Below are 21,755 nucleotides of genomic sequence, written 5' to 3' on the forward strand. Positions count from 1 at the left end.
ACCGCGCGGGGGCCGATGCCGGGAACCGACCCGATCGAAGCGACGCGCATCGTCCGCGGCGAGCTCGGGGAGCCGAACCTCCCGCACCTGGTCCAGCTGCCCGACCGCGGCGTGGGCTCCGACGACACGGGCCGGACCGCGGCGATGCTGGAGGGGCTCTATGTCGATGTCCAGCCCTTCGGATGGCGGATCGTGGACCGTCCGGGCCAGGACCATCGGCGGGCGGTGTCCGCCCTGACCACGGACCTGAACGTGCTGGCGGACGTGGTCGGAGCCGAGGAAAACCCCGGCGGCACCCTCAAGATCCAGCTTCGGGGGCCACTGTCCATGGCCACGGGCCTCTATCTCCACCACGGCGAACGCGCCCTTTCGGACCCCGGCGCGCGCCGCGACGTCGCCGAGTCGTTGGCCGTCGGCGCGGCCGGTCACGTCCGCAACGTCATCAGGACCAGCGGCCGGCGGGACGTCACCGTTGTCGTCGAAGAGCCCGGCCTCTCCGACGTGCTCGGGGGCACCGTTCCCACGGCCAGCGGCTACCGCACGCTGCGTGCCGTGCCGCGCAACGAGGTCACCCGAACATGGGCGACACTCGTCGACTCCCTTCGCGGCGCCGGGGCCGCGGCCGTTGTGCTCGCCCCCGAGGCCCGCGCCGCGGACATCAACACCGTGTTCGACGCCGTGGCGGCGTCCGGCGCGGACGGCGTGTCCCTTTCCATCGGCTCCCTGGACAGGGTCGGCTGGGAACGGGCCGCGGGCCTGGTGGAGGCGGAACAACAACTGTGGCTGGGGCTGTTCGATCCCTCCAGGGAACCGCCCAGCGTCGTCCGCGCCGTGGAGCGCATCCTGCGCCCGTGGCGCCAACTGGGACTGGTGGACGCCGCGCTGGGAACCCTCACGCTCCTGCCCACCGGAGGATTGGCGGAGGCGACGCCGGAGGCCGTGCGCGCGGTGCTGGCGCGGCTGACGCAGACCGCCGACGCGATGAACCAGATCCTGGCCGAGGCCTAGCCTTCGCCGACCCCGGTCCAGCCCCGCCGCTCGGCCAGCAGCCCGATCGTGATGCGTGCGGTGAAGCGGCCGTGGGCGCGCAGCCGGGGACTGGACGCGAGCTCGGGCTGCGCGCCGGCGTCGATCATGTAGAGGCAAAGGAGTGCCAGCCAGCTGTCCAGGTGCACCGCCTCCGCGCCCGCCGTCAGGCGCCAGGCGGCCATGTCCTCCACCGGCAGCCCGGCATGGTGGAAGTACGGGAAAAGTGCGACCCAGTCGGCCCATGCAGGGCCGCGCGAGAGCCAGTTCCAGTCACAGATCCACGCCGTCCCCGGCGGCCGCCCCCAGCGCTCCGCGGATCCGATCACCACGTTGTCCGCCCGAAGGTCGTTGTGCAGCGGCACGTTCCCCCGCAGGGCGGCGGGCGCCAGCGAGGCCAGGTACGCGAGGTCCGCCACGGCGTCGTCACCCGCCTGCCGGAACCAATCGGGCAGGAAATCCGGACGGTGCGATCGGCCGGCCGCGAGACGCGCGGCAACGCCGGGGAACTCCGGGCCGCCCCACTCCTCCACCATGCTCCCGGGGCGCAAGCGGGCTGCCAGTCCGGCCTCCGACCCGAGGGCCGCATTAATTTGCAGGCAGCTTTCGTGGATCGCGCGCGCCTCCGCGACGGTCCACGGGCGGCCGGGCATGTGGCCCTCGATCGCCTGCATCACGAGGACCAGCCAGTTGCCCGCTGCGCCGCAATCCACCACGTGGACCGCCTCCAGCGCCGGGACGGGGAGCCCTGCCGGGAGGGCTCCCAGGACCTCCGCCTCGCGCGTAGCCGGCATGGACCAGTTGATCGGACTCCGGGACCGCCTTGGCGAAGACCGGGTGGGGGCCGTCGACGTGTCCGGCGAAGCCGTGGGTGAATCCGCCCCCGGCCAAACGCACGCCGTCCACCCGCCCGCCCGCGCGGTGGGTCAAGAAGGCGCGGACCGGTGCCGGCAGCGAAGACCAGCCGCGGCGGCGGGCCGTGGCGGCGTAGTCGAACGCCATGGGCTCGGACACGCTAGAGGCGCCCCGTGGCCTTAAGGCGAATGTACGCGTCGGCCAGAGCCGGCGGCAGGTCGAGTGGAGCCGCATCCACCACCTCGGCACCCATGGAGCGCAGCTGCTCCTTCAGGGCCTCCCGCTGCTGCAGGGCCCGCTCGGCCGCCGCCGCGCGGTAGACGTCCCCGGTGGAGCCGAGTTCGGCGCGCCGGTGCTCGAGCTCCGGGTCCCTGACGGCAGCGATCACCACAACGTGCTGGGCGGTCAGCGCCGGCAACACCGGAAGAAGGCCTTCCTCGACGGCGCCGGAATCCAGCGACGTCAGGAGAACCACCAATGACCGGTGGCTGGAAATCAGGTGTACCTGCGCGGGGACCCGGGACCAGTCGGCCTCGATCAGTTCGGGCTCCAGCGTGGCCATCGCGTCCACGAGCTGGGTCAGCAGGTTTCCCTTGGAGGCCGATTCCACGCGGGCGCGCACGCGCCGGTCGAAGGCCAGGAAGTCCACGCGGTCGCCGCCGCGCTCTGCCAGGACGGACAGCAGCAGCGCGGCCTCGATGCCCGTGTCCAGGCGCGGCTCGTCGGCGATCCTCGCGGCCGACGTCCGCGAGGTGTCAAGCACGATCACAACGCGCCGGTCGCGCTCGGGGCGCCAGGTGCGCACCACCACGTTTTGGCGCCTCGCGGTGGCGCGCCAGTCGATGGAGCGGACGTCGTCGCCGCGGACGTAGTCGCGGAGGGAATCGAATTCCGTTCCGGCTCCGCGCACCTGGATGGCCGCGCGCCCATCCAGTTCCCGGAGGCGCTGCAGCTTGGACGGCAGGTGCCGCTTGGCGTGGAACGGCGGCAGGACACGGAGCACCCCCGGCGACGCGTGGGTCAGCTGGCGCCACACGAGCCCCAGCGGTCCACGGCTGCGGATGGTGGTGTGCCGCACCGTCAGGTCGCCGCGGCGCCGCGGCAGCAGGCCGACGTCGAACGCGCGCCGTTCTCCCGCCGGTACGTCCAGGGCGAACCTGGTCGGCTCGGCGCCCGCGGACGGCTGCCATCCGTCGCGCGCCTGTCCGCGCAGCCGGCGTCGTCCGGCGTTGGTGACCAGCAGCCGCGATGTTGTGGGCTCGTCGAGCCGGACGCTGCGCGGCAGGGCACGTTCGATCACGACGCTGCGCGGGGATGGTGCCAGCCACACGTCCACGAACGCCAGGGCAGCGAGGAGGCAAGCCGCGATCACCACCGTCCACCACGCGGGGAACAGGATGACGGGAAGCAGCCCGGCCAGGAACAGCCAGACGAAGCGCGGGGTCAGGGCCACGGCTGGGGTCCTAGCGAGGCACGGGGACGGTGGCGAGGATCGACTGCAGCACGTCGTCCGCGCCGACGCCGTCCATCTGTGCCTCCGGCCGCAGGCCCACCCGGTGGCGCAGGCACGGAAGCGTCAGCACCTTGACATCGTCCGGCGAGACGAAGTCGCGTCCACTCAGCCAGGCCCAGGCGCGCGAAGTGTTCAGGAGCGCGGTCGCCCCTCTCGGCGACACCCCCAGCTGGAAGCTGGGCGCGCTGCGGGTGGCGCGGGCGATGTCGACGATGTAGCCGATGACCTCGGGAGAGATCGTGACTTCGCGGACGGCCGCGCGGGCCTGCACCAGGTCCTCGTACGAGGCCACGGCGGTGACTCCCGCGGCCTGCAGGTACCTAGGATCGAATCCCTCGCTGTGACGGCGAATGATCTCGATCTCGTCGTCCCGCTCCGGAAGGTCCATGGTGAGCTTGAGCAGGAACCTGTCCAGCTGCGCTTCCGGCAGGGGGTACGTTCCCTCGTACTCGACCGGGTTCTGGGTGGCGGCGACGATGAACGGCTCCGGCAGGGGCCGGGTGACGCCGTCCACGCTGACCTGGCGCTCCTCCATCGCCTCCAGCAGCGAGGCCTGGGTCTTCGGGGGAGTGCGGTTGATCTCGTCCGCCAGAAGGATGTTGGTGAAGACCGGCCCCTCGCGGAAGCTGAAGTCAGCGGAGTTCTGGTCGTAGACCAGGGAGCCGGTCACGTCGCCGGGCATCAGGTCCGGCGTGAACTGCACCCGCTTGGTGTCGAGGCTCAGCGCGGCGGACAGGGAGCGCACCATCAGCGTCTTGGCCACACCGGGGACGCCCTCCAGCAGGACGTGGCCCTGTGCCAGCAGCGCGATCAGGAGGCCGGTGATGGTGGCGTCCTGTCCGACGACGGCCTTCGCAACCTCCCGGCGAACGTCGAGTAGGGCCTGGCGTGCGCGGACTGGGTCTTGGACTTGCTGGCTCACGGGATTCCGATCTCCTGTTCGAGGATGTGAAGGTCATTGGCCCACGCGACGAGTTGCTTCTCGGTGGTGATCGCGTCGGGGTGGAAGAGGTGGAGGAGTTGCGCGTCCGTCCGGTGGCCGGCCTTGGCCAGCGTGGCGACGACGCCGGCGGCCGTCGCGCCGTGGCCGAGCCGGAGGTGGTCGGCGATCCGGGTCAGGGACGCCGAGCGCAGACTTGCCTTCGCGGCGTCCACGGCGCGGGAGTCCTGGTAGAGGCGTGCCCGGCCCTCCGCCGTCTCGGCGGCGGGAACAACCACGGGAAGGGGTTCGGCCACCAGCGGCCCGTCGCGGCGCGCCCGCCAGAGGATGGCGACGACGCCGAACAGCATCAGCCACGCGGCCGCCGGACCGAACCATTCGGGCAGGAGCTCGAAGGGCGACGCCGGCGGGGCATCGCTTTGGAGGTCGGAGAACGTGGGCTGGTACCAGACCAGCGTGGGCTCGGCGCCCAGCGTCCACAGGGCCAGGGCCGGGTGCCCGTGGTCCAGGACGTTCCCGTTGTCCAAGAAGGCCGTGTTGCCCAGGACGGTTGTGCTGCCGTCGATCGCCACGGAGTAGGCCGTGCCGCCCGGCGTGGTGCGGCCGAAGCAGCCGGAGTCGGCCGTGTAGATCTTTCCGCCGGCGGCCGCGCTGGGGGCTTCCGCGGCGACCGGAGCCGGGCACGCCGCGGGCACGGGGGAGGGCGCGTCATCGGGAACCAGCCCGGCCGGCCGCACCGAGTCGCTGAAGGCGCGCAAGGGGGCGAATCCAGGATCGACCAGCACCGTGCGGCCCGCGGCGGCCGAGAGGCGTTCGAGCTGGCGGTCGTTGAGAATGGAGTCGGGGTCGTGCAGGAGCAGCGTGGTGCCGCTGCCCTCGCCGGCATCCGGCCGGTCCAGCGCGGCCAAGGCCGCGTCGAGATTTTCGGGAGCCACCACGGAGACTCCGTGTTCGGACAGGACGCGAGCCACGGCCATCCCGCCGTCGGGCCGCGGATTCTCCGGACCCAGGGCGCGGCGGTCCTCGGACGTGTTCGTGAGGGTGTAGAACAGGCCGGCCAGGACGGCAACGGCGACGAGCGCGAGCCAGATCCGCGAACTCCGCCAACGCCGGCGCCACATGTCCGCGGCGGACTCCGGCGCGCGGGCCCGTTCGATTCGGAGGCCGTCCGAGGCCGGCGCGGTCACCGCGGAGCCGCCATCGTGCGGGATCCGGCGATCGGCGACCCCGCCACCGCCGCGACGTCGAGTCGGCCCTCGAGGGCATCCAGCCGCCGCCAGTCATCGATGCCGGCATCGTGGTTCCCGTAGTGGACGGCGTTGAACAGGTTGGCGCTCCACTCCAGCCCCTCGGCCTCGTCAGGGAACAGGACCTCGAGCCGTCCCGCCACCTCGAAGGCCGTCCGCCCCGGCTGGCGGTCCAGGAGAGTCCGCTCCTCGGCTCTCCTCACCATCGCGCGGAAGCGGTGCAGGCAGGCGGTCGCCCAATCGGCGTCCGCCGCCGCCGATGCGGACAGCGCGCGGTAGTCTTCCGACGTCGTTCCCGCCTCGAGGCCCACGCCGGAATCGCGGGCGGCGGCGCGGTGCCGTAGGCGCGGGCGGGCGGCGAGCACGGCCGCGGCCACCACGGAGGCCAGGATGACGAGCGCCACAACGAGTCCCATGTTCGGCGCCAGCGATCCGAGCCCGGCCAACCACTCGGTGAAGGCGGCCCAGGCCCGCCCCAGGAATTCGACGATGGGATTGGGGAGCGCCGCCGCATATTCCGGACGTGCAAGCTCCCGGGCAAGTTCGCTCCTGGCATCCTCGAGGGAGGGCTCGTAGGAGGCGGCGATCGCGCCGGCGGTGGGGTTCAACGCCATGGCCTACAGCGGCCCGGCTTCGGGCCCGGCGGCGGTGCGGCCGGGGATGCCGCTGTCGGCCCCGGACTCGAACTCGAACTCGCGCAGCAGCGTGAGGTCGAAACCCTCGCGCCGTATGCGCAGGTCCGTGTATAGCAGAGAGGAGACGCCGCACTGGTAGGCGAAGCCCAGGCCCGCCGCCACGGCGCTGACAATCGTCATAACGGCCGTCAGGTTGCCGACGTAGGACTGGAGCGCACCGGGGTCTTCGGGCGAGACCATCCCGCCGGTCAGGCCGGTCGCAAAGCTCAGCGGGGTGGTGATGAGACTGGTCACCACGGCGACGATCACCCCCGTCAGCAGCAGAATGCCGAGGCAGCGCCACCAGCTGGAGCGCGTCAGCCGCCAGGACCTGGACATGGACGCGAAAGCGCCGAGATCCTCGACGACCAGGGCGTGCGCGGTCATGGACAACTTGACGGAAACCCAGATGGCGGTCGCCAGGAGGCCGAGCACCACCACGATGACCAGCGGGACGCCGACGGCGGCGTCGCCCACCGCGACGGCCAGCACCACGATGCCAACCAAAAGTGCCGTACCGATCAGGCCCGCCGCGGACCAGAGCAGACCGAGCGCGACCAGCCGTCCCAAGGCCGGCTTCGCGAGGGAGAGCGCCTGGCCGAACGTGGTCTTGCGGTTCAGGACGGCGCGCAGCACGGGGATGGTGGTCATCCCTTGGACAAAGACCAGGAACGCGGCCGACAGGATGCCCGCCAGCAGGATCCCGCCGGAGAACAGCAGAAGTGAACCGGCAAGATCGGCGGCGTCCGGATCGGCCCCGGCGAGGACCTCAGGGGACAGGACGACGGAATACAGCGGGGCGCTCATCAGCGCGATCGCCACGCCGCAGGCCAACTGGATGAGGACGGCGAGCCCCAGCGTTGCGGCCGCGTTCCGACGGATCGCCTGGAACGACCCGTCGAGCAGGTCGCCGATCCCCAGCGGACGCAGCGGCACCACCCCCGGCTTCGGCGGTGGGACGTACCCCTGGCCGAAGCCCGGCGGGGGCGGCGCGCCGAACCCCGGGACGGCGGCGCTCGGATCGGGAAACGGCTGGCCCCAGCCGTTTGGGGCGGGGGGAGCCCATCCCTGTTGCGGAGCGGCGCCCCACCCCTGCGGCGAGCGGTGGGGCTGGTCCGGACCCGGCGCGCCATAAGGGTTGTTCGGTTGCTCGGTCATGGCTGTGGTTCCCCTTGTCACGAGTCGATTTGTCGCGAGCCGATCTTGGAATCAGCCTAGTGCCCGCGGTGCGCCGCCGGGGTCTGCCGCACCGCCGACTCCTATAGTGTTGTTGGAGGACTACGGCGGCCGCCCGCCGCCGTTGTGGGAAAGGGGGGCCATGAAGGCTCGAGTACTGGTGGTCGACGACGACGAGGCGTTGGCCGAGATGATCGGCATTGTCCTGCGCAACGACGATTTCGACCCCGTCTTCTGCTATGACGGAGGCAAGGCGCTGGAGGCGTTCCGCAACGCCAAGCCGGACCTGGTCCTCCTGGATCTGATGCTGCCCGGCATGGACGGGATCGAGGTGTGCCGGCTGATTCGGGCCGAGGCGGACGTTCCGATCGTGATGCTCACCGCCAAGTCGGACACCGCCGACGTCGTCCGGGGCCTCGAGTCCGGAGCGGACGACTACGTCCCCAAGCCCTTCAAGCCCGCGGAACTCATCGCCCGTGTGCGGGCACGCCTGCGCCCCGGAGAGAAGCACGCACCGGAGACGCTCAAGATCGCCGACCTGACGATCGACGTGGCCGGCCACTCCGTCATGCGCGGCGGCGACGAGATCTCGCTGACCCCGCTCGAGTTCGACCTGCTGGTCGCCTTGGCGCGCAAGCCGTGGCAGGTCTTCACGCGGGAACTCCTCCTGGAGCAGGTGTGGGGCTACCGGCACGCGGCCGATACCCGCCTGGTCAACGTGCACGTCCAGCGGCTCCGCTCCAAGGTTGAACGCGACCCGGAGAATCCCGAAGTGGTGCTGACGGTCCGCGGTGTGGGCTACAAGGCAGGCCAAGGCTGACGTTGTCCACTGCCGCGGCTCAGGAACAGGCGGCGGGAACCGGAAACGGGACACCGGCCGTCTCCGCGGCGCGCCATAGGGTCGCCCTAATCCGGCTGCGGCAGTGGTGGAGACGGATCACGAGCGCCTGGCGCCGCTCACTGCAACTCAGGGCCGTGGCCGCCACCGTGCTCCTGTCGGCGCTGGCGTTGGCCGGCACCGGAGCGTTCCTGTCCAACCAGATCGCCGCCGGCCTCTTCCAGGAGCGCTTTCGTCAGGTCGAGAACGAATCGGTCCGCGGACTGAACCAGGTGAAGTCCAACTTCGAGTCCGCCGCCACGACCGACCGCTCCAGCACGGTGGCGTTCGTCAACGACACGCTGAAACTGGTCCAGGGCGACGGTGCCAGCGTGCAGCGCGACTTTGTGCTCACGCCGCTGCCCAGCTCCGAAAACATCTACGTCACCAACACCGCCAGCGGGGGCCTGACAACCGGGGTGATCCCCGACGCGCTCGCCGACGCCGTCCGCGAGAACACCGGGGTCTACTGGCAATCCATCGAGTATCCGCGCGACAACGCCGATGTTCCCGGCCTGGCCTTCGGCACGCAGGTGTCCCTGCCGCCGGGGCGCGAATACGCGCTCTACCTTGTCTACGACCTGTCCTCCGTGCAGGAAACCCTCAATCTCGTCCACCGTGTGATGGGCATCGGGGGAGTCCTGCTGCTTGTGGTGACGGGCGGGATCGCCTGGTACACCACGCGGCTGGTCGTCCGCCCCGTCTCCAACGCCGCGCTTGTGTCGGAGAAGCTCGCCGACGGAGAACTGCAGGAGCGCATGGTCGTCCACGGTGAGGACGAGATCGCCCGCCTGGGGACCTCCTTCAACCGGATGGCCGCCAACCTCCAGGACCAGATCACCCAGCTCGCGACCCTGTCGCAGATGCAGCAGCGCTTTGTCTCCGACGTGTCGCACGAGCTGCGGACCCCCTTGACGACCGTGCGTATGGCCGCCGAGGTGCTGCACGACGCCCGCGCGGACTTCGATCCCGTCAACAAGCGGTCCGCGGAACTGCTGTACAACCAGGTCGAACGCTTCCAGAACCTGCTCAACGACCTCCTCGAGGTGTCCCGGTTCGACGCCGGGGTCGCCGTCCTCGACGCCGAGACCTTGGACATCGTGCCCGTCGTGCGCCGCGTCGTCGAGTCCGCGCAACTGCACGCGGACACCGCGGGCACACCCCTGCGCATCCACGCGCCGGGGGAGGGCTGCGTGGTGGAGATGGACCCGCGCCGCATAGAACGCGTGATCCGAAACCTCGTGATGAACGCCATCGAGCACGGCGAGGGAAGGCCGATCGACATCACGGTGGCCGGAGACGACGACGCCGTTGCCGTGGTGGTCAGGGACCACGGCATCGGGATGTCGCCCGCCAACGCCGCTCGTGTCTTCGACAGGTTCTGGCGCGCCGACCCGGCGCGTGCGCGCACCACGGGTGGCAGCGGGCTGGGACTGTCGATCGCCATGGAGGACACAAGGCTCCACGGCGGCTGGCTTCAGGCCTGGGGCGAGAAAGGCGAGGGGGCCTCGTTCCGCCTGACGCTTCCGCGCAGGCTCGGCGAGGCGGTCGCCGCGTCGACGCTGCACCTGGTGCCGGGTTCGGACACCACCAACGCGGATGGGCCGGATGAGCCGGACGCCGGCGCCGCTGCGGCCGCATCCGAACCACCGGCGGCGGACGCCAAGCACCCATCGATCGGAGGACGGGATGCGTAGGAACGAGGCAGCGTGCCGCAGGAGCCTGCTTCGCGCACTGATCGCGGCCTGCGCCGCCGTTGTGCTGCTGCTGGCCGGATGCGGGTCCATCCCCGTTCGCGGGCCGGTGGGAACCATCGGACCGGAGGACCAGTCCGACTCCGGATTCGAGTACGCGTTCACGCCTCCCGGGCCGGAGGAGGGCGCCAGCGAGGAGCAGATCATCGCCGGATTCTACCGTGCGGGCATCTCGCCGCAGGACGACTACAAGGTTGCCCGTGAATACCTGGCGCCCGAGATGGCGCGCGAGTGGAAGAGCACCACCCGGACCCTGGTCTACGAATCCGAGCCCAACGTGGTCGCCAACGTGGAGGACGGCAGCTACACGATCGAGCTGGCCGTCGTCGCCTCCATAGACGCGCGCGGCATCATGTCCAGGAACGCGCCGGACAGCACGGAGTCCGTGGAGGTCAGCCTCGTGGAGGTGGAGGGCGAGTGGCGCATTGCCCAGGCGCCCGACGGGACGCTTGTCGAGCAGGCGGCCTTCCCTGTCCTGTTCTCCCCCTACGCCCTCTACTTCTACGACGCCACCCTCGCCTACGCGGTGCCAGACTACCGGTGGTTCGCGGACCGGCAGTCCCTCGGGGCGACGCTGGTCGAGTCCATGCTGGCGGGCCCCGCCCCCTACCTGCGCAACGCCGTGCGGAGCGCGTTCCCCGAGGGAAGCGAGCTGGCCCGCGCCTCCGTCCCGGTGGAATCCCGCCACGCGACGGTGGACTTCATCGAACGCGTATTCGTGGACACCACCGAGCTGCACCGGCAACAGATGCAGCAGCAACTGGAGCTGACGCTGGCCAGCGTGGGCAACATTTCCTCGGTCACCATGACGGTGGGGCAGCGGGCCGTCAGCCTGGGGAACAGGTCCCCGGACTTCGTCGACGCGGTCGTGAACCCCTCGGTACCGGACACCCAGGTCGCGGTCGCCAACGGGGAGCTTGTCTACTACCAGGGCAACGGGGTTCAGGCCGTCGCCGGCGTGGTGGACATCTCCGCGCACGAACCGCGCGATCCCGCGATGTCGCCGGGCGGGAACCGCTTCGCGTTCCTCAGCGGGGACAGGAGCAAGCTGGTCACGGTCGACGAGGACGGTTCGGCCCGCATAGGGGCCGTCGGCGAGAGGCTCCTGCCGCCCAGCATGGACATCCACGGCTGGACGTGGACGGTGGACCCGACCGACGGGACCCAGGTGTATGCGGTCCCCGCCGACAGGGAACGCGACGGCGAGGTACGGGAGGTGGCCGCACAATGGATGGACCGCGCAACCGTCTCCTCGCTGCGGATCTCACGCGATGGCGCCCGCGCGGTGGTCGTTGCGAAGATCGACGGCGAGGCAGGCGTCTACATCTCGGGCGTCATCCGTGACACGGACGGCGTTCCGCGCGGGTTCACCGAGCCTTCGAAGCTTCAGTCCACCGTGCCGGTCGGCAAGGCGGTGTGGGATTCCGCAACTTCCGTGATCGTGATGGAGCCCAACAACGAGCAGCCGGTCCAGGCCGAACGCATTCCGCTGGCGGGAGACAGCGAGCTGTTCCAGCCGCTCTTGGGCATGACAGGGATCTCCGCCGGGCCGGGCGAGCAGCGCACCGTGTATGCCGAGACGCCCGAGGGCGTGTTCTCCCGCGTCAGCAACCTGTGGAAAAAGCAGGCGGGAGAGGCCAGCTTCCTCGCCTACCCAGGCTGATCCGGGCACGGCCCGCCCCGCACAGGGGGTCTTTGGCCGGCCCGCGTCCACAGGGCAGGGTAGGGCGCCCGCAAAGGGACCCGGCGCGGGCGAGGATTGCCCCATGGACACATCCCTCGCCGCGGGAGCCGCTGCTCTGGCCGACACGTGGCTGTTCCACCACCGCTCCCTTGCGGCGGCCGCGGCCCTGCGCGACTTTGCCTCCGTGCTTGCGCCGTCCGACTGCGTCTGCTGCGGCGCACCGGACACTGTGCTGTGTCCGCGGTGCAGGGCGGTACTGCGGGCCACCACCGTTCGCCCCTTTCTCGCCCACGACGACGCCGAGTCGCTTCCGCTGCGGCAAGCCCGGGAAGACGGCGATCCGTTGGAGCCGTTGCCCGCCGTCGCCGCCGGCGTCTACCGCGACGAGTTGTCCTCCGCCCTGTTGGCGTTCAAGAACAAACAGCGCATCTCCTTGGCCTCGGTGCTGGGGCCCGCGCTGGCCGGAGCGCTGAGGGCGGCGCTCGTGACGTTGGGACAGGGTGCTCCGGACGGAAGCCTGGATACGGTCCTTCTGGTGCCGGTGCCGTCGCGCCTCGCGGCCCGTTCCAAGCGCGGCTACGCCCCCGTGGAGGTCCTGCTCGGCTGGGTCTCCGCCAGGGGGCTGCTGCCGGACGGCGCCCGCGTGGCCAGGCTTCTGGTTCAGCGCGACCGCAGGGGCGCGGGACGGGGCGCCCAGAAGGGCAAGGGCCGCCGGGCCCGGGTCCAGACGAAGGGGAGCATGGCACTTCGCCGCCGCGCCGGCGTCGGGGGACGGCGTTGCCTCATAGTGGACGATGTGCTGACGACGGGCGCCACCGCGGCGGAGGCGCACAGGTGCCTCACCGCCGCCGGCGCATTGGTTGAGGGCGTGGTGGTCGTCGCTGCCACCCGCCCTCCCCGGCACGCCGACGAGCAACGGCCGACGTCGGCTTCGGTGCTCCGCAGCGGTTCAGCGGACGGTGAACGAGAAACATTCGTGAACTCCATTGAAACGGGGCGGGTGTGAATTACGGTGAGATATGGGCACCTCGCCAGGAGGGTAAGAACCCATCTTCAGCGGCTGAGAGGAGCATTCCTTAAGGCCGCTGATGTGTCACCCGAGGCAAGTAGGAGGACACCATGGAGATGATGATCACCGGACGCAACCTGACGGTTTCCGACAGGTTCCGGGAGTACGCGGACGAAAAGGTCGCAAAGATCGAGCAGCTGGCCACAAAGGTCCAGCGCCTTGACGTCAAGGTGACCAAGGAGCCCAACGCGCGCCAGACCGATACGCAGCTCACTGTTGAGATCAGCGTGGTGGGCCGAGGCCCCGCGATTCGCGCCGAGGCCAAGGCCGCCGACAAGTTCGCCGCATTCGACATCGCATTCTCCAAACTGCTCGAGCGTCTGCGCCGGGCGCGGGACCGCAAGAAGGTCCACCACGGGCGCCAGACGCCCACGGCCGTTTTCCAGGCGACGTCGACGCTGGAACCGGCCAGTTCCACCGTTCCCCTCCACGTGGAGGCCGCGCGCGAGCAGGCGGAGACGGCCACCACCGTGTCGGCCGCGGCCGCCGACTCGGACAGCCCGGTGGAGATCCGCCGGAAGGTCTTTCCGGCGTCGGCCATGAGCGTCGATGATGCGGTGGACCGCATGGAGATGGTTGGCCATCCTTTCTATCTTTTTGTGGACGACACCACGGGCCAGCCTTCGGTGGTCTACCGCCGCAAGGGCTGGGCCTACGGCATCATCTCGCTGGACAGCGAATGCAACGACGAGGAGACGGTGGAGGTACGCCACTACCGCGAGGCGCAGGCCGCCGAGGCCTAGGCCCGCCGGCCGGTCCTAGACTGGCCACATGACAACACGGATGACCCTGGGACAGGCGCGAAGGATCGCGCTGGCGGCCCAAGGACTTTCCAAGGAACGGCCCACAGGCCGGGCAACGGCCCGGCAGGTGGGCCGTTCGGCGGAGCGGCTGGAACTGCTCCAGATCGATTCGGTCAACGTCCTGAGCCGGGCGCACTACCTGCCCCTCTATTCGCGCCTCGGCGACTATGACCGCGGGGCGCTCGATCGGCTTTCGTCGCATCGCCCCCGTCGCCTGGTGGAGTACTGGGCGCACGAGGCCAGCCTGGTGCGGCCCGAGCATTTCGCCGACCTGCGGGTGTGGCAACAGCGGAAATGGATGGGCTCGTTCTCCAGCGACTCGGGTCAGTTGCGGCGTGTGGCGGACCGCGTGCTGGAAACCTTGGAGTCCTCGCGGCCGCTCACCGCCCGGCAGGTCCAGCTGCGTCTGGGACACACCGAGGACCTCGAGCGGGACAACTGGGGCTGGAACTGGTCCGCGGTCAAGAGGGCATTGGAGGTTCTCTTCGCGGCGGGCGAAGTCGGATCGGCCGGCCGCACGCCGCAATTCGAGCGGCGGTACGCGCCGATCCACAAGATTCTGCCGGACGGGGTGCCGGCCGACCCGGACCCCGATCCGCACGAGGCAATGGTGCGACTGGTGCGTGCGGCCGCCCGTGCCCACGGCATAGGATCCGTCCGGTGCTTCGCCGACTACTTTCGGGTCCCGGCGCGACCGGCGGTGCTGGCGGTCGAAAGCCTGGTCGGGTTGGGCGAGCTCAGCCCCGTCGAAGTCGATGGGTGGCGCGGCCAACAGTACGTGTACGCGGGGGCCGCGGCACCGCGCGCAGCCCGCGGCCGAGCCCTTCTGGGACCGTTCGACTCAATGGTGTTCGAACGTCGCCGCCTCGAGGATCTCTTCGGTTTCCGCTACCGGATAGAGATCTACACCCCCGAGGCCAAGCGCGAGTACGGCTACTACGTGTTGCCGTTCCTCCTGGGCGAGCGCATGGTGGCCCGCGTCGACCTTAAGGCGGACCGCGGGGCGGGAGTCCTGCGGGTGCGCGGCAGCTATGGGGAGGAAGTCGCCCCGCCCGAGACCGCGGCCGAATTGGCACAAGAGCTGGGCCTTATGGCACGGTGGCTAGGACTGGACGAGGTTGTGGTCGAGCCCAAGGGTGACCTTGCGCGGGAACTTGCCCAGGAGGCCGGCTGCGGTGTCGGGGGGAACCTTCCCCGGGCGTTGATCGTGTCTCACGTAGACTGACCTAGCCAGAAATCCTGTGCTTGAGATTTGGGAGCTGCCACGTGGCATCACTGCTAGAACGCGTCCTGCGAACCGGCGACAAGAAGACCTTGAAGCGGTTGCGCGGCTACGCCGATGCGATCAATGTGCTCGATGAGGAATTCAGGTCGCTCACCGATGCCGAGCTGCGCGGGGAGACGGACAAGTTCAAGCAGCGCTACCAGGACGGCGCCACCCTGGACTCGCTCCTGCCGGAGGCCTTCGCGGCCGTCCGCGAGGCGGCTGGCCGGACTCTGGGCATGCGGCACTTCGACGTCCAGCTGATGGGCGGGGCGGCACTGCACCTGGGCAACATCGCGGAAATGAAGACCGGCGAGGGCAAGACCCTTGTTGCCACCGGCCCCGCCTACCTCAACGCGTTGACCGGCGACGGCGTGCACGTGGTCACGACCAACGACTACCTGGCGCAATACCAGTCCGACCTGATGGGCCGCGTGTACCGGTTCCTCGGCCTCACGAGCGGATGCATCCTGTCCAATCAGGATCCCGCGGTCCGGCGCGAGCAGTACTTGGCGGACATCACCTACGGCACCAACAACGAGTTCGGGTTCGACTACCTGCGCGACAACATGGCGTGGTCCAAGGACGAACTCGTCCAGCGTGGGCACAACTTCGCGGTCGTCGACGAGGTCGACTCCATCCTCATCGACGAGGCCCGCACCCCGTTGATCATCTCGGGCCAGGCGACCGGCGACGTCAACCGCTGGTTTGGCGAGTTCGCACGCCTCGTCACCAAGTTGAGCATCGAGGAGGACTACGAGGTCGATGAGAAGAAGCGCACGATCGGAGTGCTCGAGTCCGGCATCGAGAAGGTCGAGGACTATCTCGGCATCCACAATCTCTACGAGTCGGCCAACACGCCATTGATCGGGTTCCTGAACAACGCCATCAAGGCCAAGGAACTGTTCAAGAAGGACAAGGACTACGTGGTGATGAACGGCGACGTGATGATCGTCGACGAGCACACCGGGCGCACGCTGGCCGGCCGCCGCTACAACGAGGGCATGCACCAGGCGATCGAGGCCAAGGAAGGCGTCGAGATCAAGGCCGAGAACCAGACGATGGCCACGGTTACGCTGCAGAACTACTTCCGCCTTTACTCGAAGCTTTCCGGCATGACGGGAACGGCGCAGACCGAGGCTGCCGAGTTCATGGGCACCTACAAGCTCGGCGTGGTGGAGATCCCCACCAACAAGCCGATGCAGCGCAAGGACCAGGCCGACCTGATCTACAAGAACGAGATCGCGAAGTTCGAGGCCGTCGTCAAGGACATCGCCGAGCGGCACGCCGCCGGCCAGCCGGTCCTCGTCGGCACGACCAGCGTGGAGAAGAGCGAGTATCTCTCCCGAAACCTGGCCAAGGAGGGCGTGCGCCACGAGGTGTTGAACGCCAAGCAGCACGCCCGGGAGGCCGCCATCATCGCCCAGGCCGGCAAGAAGGGGGCCGTGACGGTCGCGACCAACATGGCCGGGCGCGGCACCGACATCATGCTGGGCGGCAACGCCGAGTTCCTGGCCGTCGCAGAAATGGAACGGCGCGGGCTTGACCCGGCCGTCGACTCCGAAGAGTACGAGCGCGTGTGGGACGAGGTGTTCGCCGCGTCGACGATGCAGGTGGAGGCCGAGGCCGAGGAGGTCCGCGCGCTGGGCGGCCTTTATGTCCTGGGCACGGAACGCCACGAGTCCCGTCGCATCGACAACCAGCTGCGCGGCCGCTCCGGGCGCCAGGGCGACCCGGGCGAGTCGCGGTTCTACCTGTCGATGACCGATGAACTCATGCGCCGATTTAATGCCAACGCGGCACAGCGGATCATGAACAACCCGTCCATGCCGGACGACATGGCACTGGAGTCCAAGATTGTCTCCAAGGCCATTGAGACGGCCCAGGGCCAGGTCGAGTCGACCAACGCCGAGCAGCGCAAGAACGTCCTGAAATACGACGACGTGATGAACCGCCAGCGCGAGGCGATCTACGGCGACCGGCGCCGGATCCTGGAGGGCGACGACCTCCACGAGAAGGTGGGCCACTTCCTGGAGGACGTGGTCACGGCGATGGTGACCGAGACGACGGCGGAGGGCCACGGCGACGACTGGGACCTCGAGCAATTGTGGACCAACCTGAAGCAGCTCTACCCGGTGTCCCTCACGATCGACGAGGTCGTCGAAGAGGCGGGTGGTCGCGGGCACCTGACGTCCGAGTTCCTGCACGAGGAGATCCTCTCCGATGCCCGCGTGCAGTACCAGACCCGCGAGGAGTTGGTGGGCGAGCCGAACATGCGCGAGCTGGAACGGCGCGTGGTCCTCAGCGTCATCGGGCGCAAGTGGCAGGAGCACCTCTACGAGATGGACTACCTCAAGGAGGGCATCGGCCTCCGGGCCATGGCCCAGCGCGATCCGCTCGTCGAATATCAGCGTGAGGGCTACACGATGTTCCAGGCCATGATGGAGTCAATCCGCGAGGAGAGCATCGGGTTCCTTTTCAACCTGGAGGTCGAGGTGGCGCAGCCCACGCCCGTGACGTTGCCCGGTGTCACGGACGGCCGTGGCGCGACGCTGGCTCCCACCCTCTCCACACCCGGACTCGAAGTGCCGGCCAAGCCCGCGACGCTTCAGTACACGGCGCCGACGGAGGATGGCGTGGCCAGCACCCACGTGGAGCGCGTGGCCAAAGAGGAAGCCGCCAACCGCGCGGACCGTCGCGCCAAGAAGGGAAAGCGCGCCTAACCGATCTCCAGCGCGGAAACCTTCCACTGTCCACGCCGCCGCTCGATTCTCAGGGCCGCGGCGTGGACGCGCGTTTGGTCCACGACCACCAGGGACGCCTCGTAGACGCCGTCGGCGACCCTGCACAGCCGGGTGCGCCGCACGGCGGTGTTCCGGTACAGTCGCGGCTCCGCCGCATGGTGGGCCGACTTCGTCAGCAGAACCCGGTCGCACATCTTGTCGAAGCTCTCCGGATCCAGCCAGCGGGCGAGCTGGTGGACGGGACGGAGCCCGGCCATCGTCTCGAAAGCGGCCTGTCCCACGAGGCGCGCTATCGATGCAATGTGACGGTGTTCCGCGCGCAGATCGGCCTCGGCCGGCGCCGTGGAAGGGCGTACGAGCGCCTGTTCTGGCCACTCCTTGCGCTTGCCCGGTACCCCTCCCTCCTTTGGTATGCCACGGGCGGGCGCCGCGACGGCGTCGGCCTGTCCGTTCGGCGCGCGGTACGCCGGCAGGGCGTCGCTGAAGCGGCGTACACGGGCGGCATGACCGACCGTGGGGGCTACGCCCAGGGGGCGGGCAACTATGCGGCGGGGTTCCGGTGTGCTGGTCATGATGTGCTCCCGAATTGGCTGTTGTTGTTTGAATTGTTGTCTGCTGCTGCTGCTGTTGGCGCGGGTCGGCCCGGTCCTAGCCGGTGGGCGGCACCAGGACGGTGCCGACGTCCAGATGGTCGGGATCCGAGCCGATGCTGTGCCTGTTGGCCCCGTACCACCGGGGCCATTCCCGCGCGATGTCCGCCTCCGTAGCCTGCGGGCCCAGGCTCCTTGCCGCGATGGACCACAACGAGTCGCCGCGGGTGACGACCACGTCCCGGTTCGTTCCCGTCCGTCCACTGCCTCCGATGACTCGGTCCATCGGTGCGGCGGGCTGTTCCGCCGTCCAACCCGGATCGGGCGCGACGCGGCGCGTGGCCCCTTCGGCCCTTGCCGTCCCCACTTGCGTGGCAGCCTCGTCTCCTGAAGCGGGCGTCCAGTAGGGCGCCGGAGCTTGACTGGCGAAGTCCGTCGCGGCGGTGGCCACGCCCACGTGGGGAGCCGCCACCGTCGCTTGCGCGGGCGGCGCCAGGAGGAGATTCGCGCCGATCGTCGCCGCGGCCAGCCTGCGCATAAAGGCCGGGCTGATCCGCGCGATGCGCCGTGCGGCATCCGGCCGTCCGCCCGAGGAAAGCAGGCACGCGGCGAAGGCGGCAAATAAACCGAGGGCCCACCAGCAGAGCACGAGGAGTCCCAGCGCGGCGACGCCCAAGGCGGCCGAGCGCTCCACCTCACCCACGGATTCCGGGGGGCCGAGGCGGGTTCCATCGTCCGCCGCGCCGAGCAGCAGTGCGCCGGAGGCCACCAGAAGGGAACCCAGGGCTCCGCTTGCCACGAACCACAGGGCGTCGCGCAATATGGCCCTCATCGTGCACCTCCACATGTCTTGAGTATCGTTTGATGTCATTTGTTGCTGCTTGATCTCGTATCCTGCCACCGGCGGCGTCTGGTGTCTAGGTCCCACCGGGTGCCCACTAGGCTGGCTCCCATGAGATGGGATGCGCTTTTCGCCGACCTCGAGGCCCAGATCAACGGGGAGGCCGCCCGGGACCGGGTGGTCGAAGTCCAGGAGATGGTGCGTATCGAACGCGCCCAGTTGCCGATCTCCGGCAGGCTGGGGGGCCACCTTGGTGGTCCGGTGGCGCTGGTCCTTCTGGGCGGTTTGAGGCTGCGCGGACAGCTACGCCGCGTGGGTGCGGGTTGGCTGTCGCTCACGGTCGGCAACGTCGAGTATCTGGTCCCGGTCCCCGCTGTCGCATCGCTCACCGGCCCCGGAGCCCGCGTCGCCCCTCCGGCCAATCCCGGACGGCGGCTGGTGAGCCTTGGCGCGGCGCTCAGAGCGGTGGTGCGCGACCGGGCGCGCGTGACCCTGCACGCCCGCGACGGTTCGATTCTCGGCACGGGGACGTTGGATCATGCCGGAATCGACTACGTTCAGCTGGCCGCCCATCCGCTGGGGGAGTTCCGGCGGGACGATTCCGTGCGGGCGCTCCTGCTGGTGCCCCTGGAGGCCTTGGCGGCCGTGCAGCGCGACGCGTAACGGCCGAACCCTAGCCGATTTGTCCACATCCGCACAGAATCGCTTTCCGCACGGAGTGGTTAACCAATAGTGTGGAATCGGGTCGCACCAAAAAAGGGCGGCCGGGATCGTGCGGCGGGCCGAAGCCCGGAGACTGGGGGACTGGCCATGGCTGCGGACGCGAAAGGCAACGAGTCGGACGCGCGCCGCCTCCGAAAGCCCAGCTGGCGGGATCCCCGCTTGCTGGCGGGCATCCTGCTGGTATTGGCTTCCGCAGCCGGCGTGGTCGCGCTGGTTTCCAGCTTGGACAATTCCGTGGCGATGTATGTGGCGAAGGACGACATCTCGCTCGGCGAGAAGGTCGATCCCTCCCGCCTGTCCGTCGTGGAGGTTCGGCTCGACGGTACCGCCGACGGCTACGCGACGGCTGCCGGCGGCATCCGCGAAGGTTCGCAGGCCAACACGCTCATCAAGGCGGGGGAACTGGTTCCGCTCCGGGCACTGGCCATGCCGGATGCCGCGGGCAGGAAGCCTGTCACCATCGAGCTTCAGCAGTCCCTGCCGCAGGCGATCGCGGTCGGAAGCCGTGTGGACGTGTGGTCCGGCGCCAAGGAAGCATCAACCAATTCCTACGCCCAGCCCGAGTTGCTGCTGCCAGGGGCCGAGGTCTCGGCACTGCGCCCCCTGGAGAGCGGGTTCGGCGGTACGGCGGGTGTTGTGGTCGAGGTGCTGGTCGACGATGAAAAGCTTGGGGAATTGCTTAACGCACTTGCGAACGAGGCCCGCATAACGGTGGTCCACAACCCCACGGGCGGCACGCCGTGACGGTTGCCGTGGTCGTGTGGGGCGATCCCGGCGGAGTCACCGACTCCCTCGAACGGCTAAGGGGTACCGTGACGGTGGTCCGCCAGTGCGGGGAACTGACGGAGGTCGTGGCGCTGGCGGAATCGGGCCTGGCAGACGCGGCACTGCTCGCGGGAGACTCGGCGGAGGTCGATGGGGCAACGCTGGACGCCCTTTCGCGTCTCGGAGTGCCGGCACTTGTCCTTGCCGGGGAGCGGACGGAGTCCGATCGGCTCTCCGCCCTGGGGGCCAGCGTGGAGTCCCCCGCCTCCAGCGCGCAGTCCATTTCCGACCTCCTCGAACTGTTGTGCAACAGCGTTGTCCGGGGCGCCATGGCGCCCATCGTCGACGCCACAGCACGGCAGCCGACATCGGAGCGTGAGCCTGGGAGGGTCATGGTGGTCTGGGGGGCGCCGGGCGCTCCGGGCCGGACGACGATTGCCGTCAACGCCGCGGTGGAGGCCGCGCTGGACAACCAGGACGTGGTGCTCCTGGACGCCGACACCTACGGGGCCAGCGTCGCCGTCCACTTGGGGCTCCTGGACGAATCGGCCGGCATCGCGCAATTGTGCAGACTCGCGGACCAGGGCGTCTTGGACCGTGCGGGATTCGATCGCGCGTGTTCAGTGCTGGCGGTCGCGGGGACCCGGATTCGAGTGGCGACAGGCCTGCCGCGAGCCAGCCGATGGCCTGAGCTGCGGACGGAATCGATGACCCGTGTCCTGGACTTCGCTCGACGGCAGGCGGACCTTGTGGTCGTGGACGTGGCCCCGTTCATCGAGTTCGACGAGGACCTGACCTTCGACACGTCCGCACCCCAGCGCAATGCGGCCGCGGCCGCCGCACTCGAGGCCGCGGACGACGTGCTGGCGGTCGCCGCGGCCGACAGTGTGGGTGTCCCACGCCTGGTCAAGGCGGTGGAGGAGCTGGCCGACCGTTTTCCGGACGTCGGGCCCCGAGTGGTTTTCAACAAGGTGAGGTCCTCGTCCATCGGATCGGCGCCGGAACGGCAACTGCGGGAGAGCTGGATCCGGTTCGGCCCGGACGTCCCGGTGGCGGGATTTGTGCCGTGGGACCGGGAAACTGCGGACGCGGCGCTCCTGGCGGGAAGCGTCCTGGCCGAATCGGCACCGGCAACCGCGCTCCGGGCCTCGATTGCCGGGCTTGTCGGGGTGGGGATTACGAGGCGCAGACCCCTCTTCCGGCGCTGATC

At 69.5% G+C, this 21,755-nt stretch carries 19 protein-coding genes; 11 read left to right on the forward strand and 8 right to left on the reverse strand.

Annotated features, from left to right (window positions below; genetic code table 11):
• Nucleotides 1-15 precede the first annotated feature (15 nt).
• The gene (locus tag AC3ZJJ_RS04185; protein ID WP_489893999.1) at nt 16-1,008 is read left to right on the forward strand and encodes a uroporphyrinogen decarboxylase/cobalamine-independent methonine synthase family protein; all 993 of its coding nucleotides are present in this window, start codon (nt 16-18) and stop codon (nt 1,006-1,008) included.
• Here AC3ZJJ_RS04185 and AC3ZJJ_RS04190 read toward each other — a convergent pair.
• From AC3ZJJ_RS04190 to AC3ZJJ_RS04215, 6 genes are all read right to left on the reverse strand, one after another.
• Nucleotides 1,005-1,820, reverse strand: a complete 816-nt coding sequence (locus tag AC3ZJJ_RS04190) for a phosphotransferase family protein (protein WP_489894000.1) — start codon at nt 1,818-1,820, stop codon at nt 1,005-1,007. The two genes, AC3ZJJ_RS04185 and AC3ZJJ_RS04190, sit on opposite strands and share 4 nt — an antisense overlap.
• A 221-nt stretch (nt 1,821-2,041) precedes the next feature.
• A complete protein-coding gene (locus AC3ZJJ_RS04195) occupies nt 2,042-3,334 on the reverse strand; it encodes a DUF58 domain-containing protein (RefSeq protein WP_489894001.1) in 1,293 nt (430 codons plus the stop codon).
• 10 nt (nt 3,335-3,344) lie between these two features.
• Nucleotides 3,345-4,316, reverse strand: coding sequence for an AAA family ATPase (locus tag AC3ZJJ_RS04200; RefSeq protein WP_489894002.1), 972 nt, complete (start codon nt 4,314-4,316; stop codon nt 3,345-3,347).
• Nucleotides 4,313-5,521: a DUF4350 domain-containing protein gene (locus AC3ZJJ_RS04205; protein WP_489894003.1), complete on the reverse strand. Its 1,209-nt coding sequence runs from the start codon at nt 5,519-5,521 to the stop codon at nt 4,313-4,315. The genes AC3ZJJ_RS04200 and AC3ZJJ_RS04205 overlap by 4 nt, the downstream gene beginning before the upstream one ends.
• Nucleotides 5,518-6,195 (reverse strand): DUF4129 domain-containing protein, encoded by a 678-nt coding sequence (locus AC3ZJJ_RS04210; protein WP_489894004.1) that lies wholly within the window; start codon nt 6,193-6,195, stop codon nt 5,518-5,520. Before AC3ZJJ_RS04210 ends, AC3ZJJ_RS04205 begins: the two co-directional genes overlap by 4 nt.
• Before the next feature lie 3 nt (nt 6,196-6,198).
• Nucleotides 6,199-7,413 carry a DUF7847 domain-containing protein gene (locus tag AC3ZJJ_RS04215; protein WP_489894005.1) on the reverse strand — a complete coding sequence of 405 codons (1,215 nt, stop codon included), beginning with the start codon at nt 7,411-7,413 and terminating at the stop codon, nt 6,199-6,201.
• 160 nt (nt 7,414-7,573) lie between these two features.
• Here AC3ZJJ_RS04215 and mtrA point away from each other — a divergent pair, with 160 nt between their 5' ends.
• From mtrA to secA, 7 genes are all read left to right on the forward strand, one after another.
• Complete coding sequence (gene mtrA, locus AC3ZJJ_RS04220) at nt 7,574-8,251, forward strand: MtrAB system response regulator MtrA (protein ID WP_489894006.1); 678 nt, start codon at nt 7,574-7,576, stop codon at nt 8,249-8,251.
• A 2-nt stretch (nt 8,252-8,253) separates the two neighbouring features.
• On the forward strand, nt 8,254-10,005 hold the full coding sequence (mtrB, locus tag AC3ZJJ_RS04225) for an MtrAB system histidine kinase MtrB (protein WP_489894007.1): 1,752 nt from the start codon (nt 8,254-8,256) through the stop codon (nt 10,003-10,005).
• Entirely contained in the window at nt 9,998-11,725 is a 1,728-nt protein-coding gene (locus AC3ZJJ_RS04230) for an LpqB family beta-propeller domain-containing protein (RefSeq protein ID WP_489894008.1), read from the forward strand. The genes mtrB and AC3ZJJ_RS04230 overlap by 8 nt, the downstream gene beginning before the upstream one ends.
• A 103-nt stretch (nt 11,726-11,828) precedes the next feature.
• Complete coding sequence (locus tag AC3ZJJ_RS04235) at nt 11,829-12,752, forward strand: ComF family protein (RefSeq protein WP_489894009.1); 924 nt, start codon at nt 11,829-11,831, stop codon at nt 12,750-12,752.
• A 113-nt stretch (nt 12,753-12,865) separates the two neighbouring features.
• Nucleotides 12,866-13,558 carry a ribosome hibernation-promoting factor, HPF/YfiA family gene (gene hpf / locus AC3ZJJ_RS04240; protein ID WP_489894010.1) on the forward strand — a complete coding sequence of 231 codons (693 nt, stop codon included), beginning with the start codon at nt 12,866-12,868 and terminating at the stop codon, nt 13,556-13,558.
• A gap of 28 nt (nt 13,559-13,586) precedes the next feature.
• Nucleotides 13,587-14,843, forward strand: coding sequence for a winged helix-turn-helix domain-containing protein (locus AC3ZJJ_RS04245; RefSeq protein ID WP_489894011.1), 1,257 nt, complete (start codon nt 13,587-13,589; stop codon nt 14,841-14,843).
• Nucleotides 14,844-14,884: 41 nt separating this feature from the next.
• Nucleotides 14,885-17,605 (forward strand): preprotein translocase subunit SecA, encoded by a 2,721-nt coding sequence (gene secA, locus AC3ZJJ_RS04250; RefSeq protein ID WP_489894012.1) that lies wholly within the window; start codon nt 14,885-14,887, stop codon nt 17,603-17,605.
• On the opposite strand, the gene AC3ZJJ_RS04255 is transcribed toward secA, so the two are convergent.
• Both AC3ZJJ_RS04255 and AC3ZJJ_RS04260 read right to left on the reverse strand, forming a co-directional pair.
• On the reverse strand, nt 17,602-18,198 hold the full coding sequence (locus AC3ZJJ_RS04255; RefSeq protein WP_489894013.1) for an Rv3235 family protein: 597 nt from the start codon (nt 18,196-18,198) through the stop codon (nt 17,602-17,604). The two genes, secA and AC3ZJJ_RS04255, sit on opposite strands and share 4 nt — an antisense overlap.
• Nucleotides 18,199-18,274: 76 nt before the next feature.
• Complete coding sequence (locus tag AC3ZJJ_RS04260) at nt 18,275-19,048, reverse strand: LysM peptidoglycan-binding domain-containing protein (RefSeq protein WP_489894014.1); 774 nt, start codon at nt 19,046-19,048, stop codon at nt 18,275-18,277.
• A gap of 120 nt (nt 19,049-19,168) precedes the next feature.
• On the opposite strand from AC3ZJJ_RS04260, the gene AC3ZJJ_RS04265 reads away from it, so the two are divergent.
• The 3 genes from AC3ZJJ_RS04265 (at nt 19,169) to AC3ZJJ_RS04275 (ending at nt 21,753) form a co-directional block, all read left to right on the forward strand.
• Nucleotides 19,169-19,720 carry a hypothetical protein gene (locus tag AC3ZJJ_RS04265; RefSeq protein WP_489894015.1) on the forward strand — a complete coding sequence of 184 codons (552 nt, stop codon included), beginning with the start codon at nt 19,169-19,171 and terminating at the stop codon, nt 19,718-19,720.
• Between the two features lie 147 nt (nt 19,721-19,867).
• Nucleotides 19,868-20,524, forward strand: coding sequence for a hypothetical protein (locus tag AC3ZJJ_RS04270; RefSeq protein ID WP_489894016.1), 657 nt, complete (start codon nt 19,868-19,870; stop codon nt 20,522-20,524).
• On the forward strand, nt 20,521-21,753 hold the full coding sequence (locus AC3ZJJ_RS04275; protein ID WP_489894017.1) for a CpaE/TadZ family protein: 1,233 nt from the start codon (nt 20,521-20,523) through the stop codon (nt 21,751-21,753). Before AC3ZJJ_RS04270 ends, AC3ZJJ_RS04275 begins: the two co-directional genes overlap by 4 nt.
• Nucleotides 21,754-21,755 lie beyond the last annotated feature (2 nt).

It is taken from the genome of Arthrobacter sp. AOP29-A2-19 (assembly GCF_058138025.1).

Bases quoted from the DNA above. Each gene is read 5' to 3' on its own strand.
- AC3ZJJ_RS04185 (WP_489893999.1), top strand. From the start codon at position 16: ATGCCGGGAACCGACCCGATCGAAGCGACGCGCATCGTCCGCGGCGAG.
- AC3ZJJ_RS04190 (WP_489894000.1), bottom strand. From the start codon at position 1,820: ATGCCGGCTACGCGCGAGGCGGAGGTCCTGGGAGCCCTCCCGGCAGGG.
- AC3ZJJ_RS04210 (WP_489894004.1), bottom strand. From the start codon at position 6,195: ATGGCGTTGAACCCCACCGCCGGCGCGATCGCCGCCTCCTACGAGCCC.
- AC3ZJJ_RS04215 (WP_489894005.1), bottom strand. From the start codon at position 7,413: ATGACCGAGCAACCGAACAACCCTTATGGCGCGCCGGGTCCGGACCAG.
- mtrA (WP_489894006.1), top strand. From the start codon at position 7,574: ATGAAGGCTCGAGTACTGGTGGTCGACGACGACGAGGCGTTGGCCGAG.
- AC3ZJJ_RS04230 (WP_489894008.1), top strand. From the start codon at position 9,998: ATGCGTAGGAACGAGGCAGCGTGCCGCAGGAGCCTGCTTCGCGCACTG.
- AC3ZJJ_RS04235 (WP_489894009.1), top strand. From the start codon at position 11,829: ATGGACACATCCCTCGCCGCGGGAGCCGCTGCTCTGGCCGACACGTGG.
- hpf (WP_489894010.1), top strand. From the start codon at position 12,866: ATGGAGATGATGATCACCGGACGCAACCTGACGGTTTCCGACAGGTTC.
- AC3ZJJ_RS04245 (WP_489894011.1), top strand. From the start codon at position 13,587: ATGACAACACGGATGACCCTGGGACAGGCGCGAAGGATCGCGCTGGCG.
- AC3ZJJ_RS04255 (WP_489894013.1), bottom strand. From the start codon at position 18,198: ATGACCAGCACACCGGAACCCCGCCGCATAGTTGCCCGCCCCCTGGGC.
- AC3ZJJ_RS04260 (WP_489894014.1), bottom strand. From the start codon at position 19,048: ATGAGGGCCATATTGCGCGACGCCCTGTGGTTCGTGGCAAGCGGAGCC.
- AC3ZJJ_RS04265 (WP_489894015.1), top strand. From the start codon at position 19,169: ATGAGATGGGATGCGCTTTTCGCCGACCTCGAGGCCCAGATCAACGGG.
- AC3ZJJ_RS04270 (WP_489894016.1), top strand. From the start codon at position 19,868: ATGGCTGCGGACGCGAAAGGCAACGAGTCGGACGCGCGCCGCCTCCGA.